Annotated in this window: 4 protein-coding genes; 1 reads left to right on the top strand and 3 read right to left on the bottom strand. The window is 75.7% G+C overall.

All coding sequences use genetic code 11. The features are described 5' to 3' along the window. From ACFV4N_RS40605 to ACFV4N_RS40595, 3 genes are all read right to left on the bottom strand, one after another. Nucleotides 1-329 (bottom strand): hypothetical protein (locus tag ACFV4N_RS40605; RefSeq protein WP_499678014.1); only part of this gene is annotated, 329 nt, incomplete at its 3' end. Nucleotides 330-332: 3 nt separating this feature from the next. After that, the gene (locus tag ACFV4N_RS40600; protein WP_499678013.1) at nt 333-1,952 is read right to left on the bottom strand and encodes an AMP-binding protein; all 1,620 of its coding nucleotides are present in this window, start codon (nt 1,950-1,952) and stop codon (nt 333-335) included. Beyond that, nucleotides 1,943-2,560, bottom strand: a complete 618-nt coding sequence (locus ACFV4N_RS40595) for an isochorismatase family protein (RefSeq protein WP_499678012.1) — start codon at nt 2,558-2,560, stop codon at nt 1,943-1,945. Before ACFV4N_RS40595 ends, ACFV4N_RS40600 begins: the two co-directional genes overlap by 10 nt. Before the next feature lie 229 nt (nt 2,561-2,789). Between ACFV4N_RS40595 and ACFV4N_RS40590 the strand changes: the two genes are divergently transcribed. Beyond that, nucleotides 2,790-3,968 (top strand): AI-2E family transporter, encoded by a 1,179-nt coding sequence (locus ACFV4N_RS40590; RefSeq protein WP_499678011.1) that lies wholly within the window; start codon nt 2,790-2,792, stop codon nt 3,966-3,968. Nucleotides 3,969-4,121: the final 153 nt, after the last annotated feature.

Here is a 4,121-nt window from a genome sequence, read left to right as displayed (position 1 = left end):
CCCCAGCAGAAGTGGAACGACCGGTCCGACCGGAGTCCGGCGACGAGCTGCCACGGCAGCGTGGTCGTCACGGAGGGCACCTCGTGCTCGGCGCACGCGCCCACCACGGCGGGCAGCGCCTCCGTGCCGCCCAGCGCCACCACGAGGCGCGCCCCCGCCCCGACCAGCGACCGCACGGCGGCCCGCGCGCCCTCCGCCGTGGAGCCGCTGTCGCGCGTCAGCACCTCGAACGGCCACGGGAACGCCCGCGCGGCGAACTCCAGGGGCGGGCCCAGCCGCGCGAGCCTCCCGGTCGCCGGCACGACGACCCCGACCACCGGCGCCGCCACCGGCTAGATCGACCCGCTGAACGACAGCGCGCCCACGGCGGCCCGCGCCACCTCGGCCAGCACCGGGTGGTCGACCTTGTTGCGCGCGTTGCGGGGCAGCCGGTCCAGCACCCGCACCACCCTGGGCTGCTTGTACTGGGCCAGCTCCCGCCGGGCGTGCTCCCGCACCAGGCCGACCAGCCCGCGGTCGTCGCCGGAGGCCGTCACGAACGCCACCAGCGCGGTGACGCCGCACGCGTCGGGCACGCCGACCACGGCCACGTCCGCGACCGCCGGGTGCCCGCGCAGCACGGTCTCGACCTCGGTGGTGGCCACGTTGATGCCGTCCACCATGACCAGGTCGCGGCCCCGCCCGTGGACGACCACGTGCCCGTCGACGTCGAGGGCGGCGCGGTCGCCGGTGTGCGTCCAGCCGTCCCGCACGCCCTCGGCCTGGGCCTCCGGGTCCTTCACGTAGAGGCAGCCCGCCCCGCCCCGGACGGCGAGCCTGCCCACCCGGCCCACCGGCGCCTCGCGGCCCTCGTCGTCCAGCACGCGCACCTGGAAACCCGGCATGGCCCGGCCCAGGGTGTCGCGGCGGGGCGCCCGGCCCCACGGCGTGCCGATCACCGGCGCCATCAGCTCGGTCGTGCCCAGGTGGTCCACCAGCGGCGCGCCGGTCGCCTCCAGCCACCCGTCCCGGGTGCCCTGGTCCAGCTTCTCCCCTCCGCTCAACGCGATCCGCAGTCCGGGCGGCACCGGCGCGCCGGTCCGCAGGCCCCGCCGGTACAGGCCGGGTGTGCTGGCGAACACCGTCGCCCGGTGGCGGTGCGCCGCCTCGAAGAAGGCGTCGAAGTCGTCGTCCTCCACGAACAGCGCCGCCGCGCCCCTGGTCAGCGGGGCCAGCGCGAGCGCGCCCAGCAGGTAGCCGAAGGCGATGGAGCCGTTGCTCGCCACCAGGTCGCCGGGCGCGAGGTCGAGCATCCGGTGGTGGTTGCGCGCGGCGAAGAGCAGGTCCCGGTGCAGGTGCATGGCGCACTTGGGCGCGCCGGTGGACCCGGAGGTGAAGTCGACCACGGCGACGTCGTCGGCGCTGGTGCGCACCGGCTCGAACGCCACCGGGCTCGCCTCGACCTCGCGGCCGAACTCCGTCGGCTCCGCGCCGAACACCAGCACGTCCACCCGGCGCGCCAGCTCCGCCAGGTCGGCGACGTGCCGCGCGTCGGCCACGGCGAGGTCCACCTCGGTCCGCTCGGCGATCGGCGCGACCTCCCGCGCCCGCACGCCCCACGGCACCGGCACGACCACCCCGCCGGCCCGCAGCACGCCGAAGTAGCAGGCCGCGTACCAGGGCGTGTTGGGCCCGTAGAGCAGCACCCGGTTGCCCGACCGCAGCCCCCAGCGGCGCACGAGCGCGCCCGCGACCTGGTTGGCGCGGGCCAGCAGGTCGCCCGCGCTCCACGTGCCCGCGTCGGTGACCAGGCAGCGCCGCTCCCGGCCGGTCCGGGCCGCCTCGTCGAGCACGCCGGCGGCGTTGAGCGGGCCCCGGTGGTCGGGTTCGGGCAGGAGGTCGGGCGCGGGCGCCACGTCCAGCAGCCAGCGGCGGGTCGTCGCGTCCTCGTGGGCGGTCGGCGCTAGCTCCACGTGCCGATCACCTCCTTGACGGTGGTGAGGGCGGCGCAGTGCTCGGCGGCGTAGGTCAGGGCCATCAGGTGGTGGTCGGCGGAGAAGTCGCCGAGCGCGTCGGCGACGAGGAAGGTCTGGACGTCGTGGCTGAACGCCTCGACCGCGGTGATCAGCACGCCCGCGTGGGCGTAGACGCCGCACAGCAGCAGCTGGTCCCGCCCCGCCGCGCGCAGCCGGGCGAGCAGGTCGGAGCGGAAGAACGCGCTGTAGCGCCACTTCGTGAAGCGCCAGTCGGCCGGGGCGGGGTCCAGCTCGTCCACGATCCCCCGGTCCTCCGGCAGCGCCGTCATCCCTTCGCCCCAGAAGTCGCGGAACAGGCCGCGGTCCTCGGCTTTCATGTCGCCGGGCTGGGCGGTGTAGGCCACCGGCACGCCCGCGGCGGCGCAGTGCTCGCGCAGGAGGGCGGCGTTGTGCACCACCTGGCCGCGCAGCGGCTCCGGCACGGGCCGCAGGAAGTAGCGCTGCATGTCGTGGACGAGCAGGACCGCCCGGCTCGGGTCCGGTGTCCACGCGGCCGGTCCGGGTGGCAGGTCGCCGACCGAGGGCAATGGGTACGGTTCGATCACGGGGATGCCTGACACGGTCGCTCTTTCCTCGATTGCGCCTGGGGCTTCACATCAACCCACATCCGTTCCCGGATCACCGCACGTCGGTAGCGTGAACGCACCGAGTCCACCCGGATGAGCGACGGTCCGCCCGGCGGACGTGTTCGAGCGCCTTCGAGCGGCATGGGCGCGTCTGGCAGGCTGCACCGCGAGCGTCGCGCGGCGCGGCGCGCTGGGAGGACGGGGCGACGTGGGTGCAGGGAACCGCCGCTGGGCTGACCGCGGCGACGCCATCGGGCACGGGATGAGCTGGTTGGCGCGCTGGAGCACCCGCCTGGCGCTCGTCGCGGTCGGGTTCGTGATCGTGTCGTGGGTGATCGGCAAGCTCTGGGTGATCGTCATGCCGGTGCTGCTCGGCCTGCTGATCACCACGGTGCTGTGGCCGCCCGCCCGGTGGCTGCGCTCGCGGGGGCTGCCCCCCGCGCTGGCCGCGACGGTGGTGCTGCTCGGCGGCCTGGCCGTGCTGGGCGGCGTGGTGGCGCTGATCACCACGTCCATCGCCTCGGGCGTGCCCGAGATCGCGGACAGCGCGACCCGGGCGCTCCAGCAGGCGCTGGACTGGGTGGAGGGACCGCCGCTCAACCTCGGCGAGGGCCAGCTGAACGACCTGATCCAGCAGGGCACCGACCAGCTCCAGTCCAGCGTCGGCTCGATCGCCAACGGCCTGCTCACCGGGGCGGGCCGGGTCACCTCCGGCGTGGTGACCGGCGTGGTGGCGCTGCTGCTGGCGTTCTTCTTCGTCAAGGACGGGCCGCTGTTCGCGCCGTGGCTGCGCGGCGTGGTCGGCGAGCGCGCGGGCGCGCACCTGACGGTCGTGCTGGGGCGGGTGTGGGAGACCCTGGGCGGCTTCATCCGCACCCAGGCCATCGTGAGCCTGGTCGACGCGGTGCTGATCGGACTCGGCCTGGTCGTGCTGGGCGTGCCGCTGGCCGCGCCGCTGGCGGCGCTGACGTTCCTCGGCGGGTTCGTGCCCATCGTCGGCGCGTTCGTCGCGGGCGCCCTGGCCGTGCTGGTCGCCCTGGTCAGCAACGGCCTGACCACCGCGATCATCATGCTGGCGATCGTCGTGGCGGTGCAGCAGATCGAGGGCAACGTGCTCCAGCCGATCCTCCAGTCCCGCAGCCTGCGCCTGCACGCCGCGGTGGTGCTGCTGGCGGTCACCGCGGGCAGCAGCCTGTACGGGATCGCGGGGGCGTTCCTGGCGGTGCCGGTGGTCGCCACGGCGGCGGTCGTGCTGCGCTACGTGAGCGAGGTCATCGACCGGCACAGCGGCGCGGAGGAGGCGCCGGAGACGCCGCCGTCCACCGAGCCCGAGGAGGCGTCGGCGACGACGGCGAAGGGCTCCGGCGAGGAGGCCGCGCGGGACTGACCCGACCCACACCTGCCGACTTCACGGCCGCCGGCGAATCCGGCGCGGCTCCCCGCGGGGGGCGGGCCGGGGGCCCGCCCCCCCGGGCGGGCGGGGGCGCGCCCCCGAGTTGGGCACACCCCCCCGGCAGGCCCACGTCAGGCGCGTCGGGTC

This window comes from Actinosynnema sp. NPDC059797 (assembly GCF_042732085.1).
Taxonomy (GTDB): domain Bacteria; phylum Actinomycetota; class Actinomycetes; order Mycobacteriales; family Pseudonocardiaceae; genus Actinosynnema.
The sequence above is the reverse complement of the archived record's forward strand: the minus strand, read 5'-3'. Positions and strand labels throughout refer to the sequence as shown.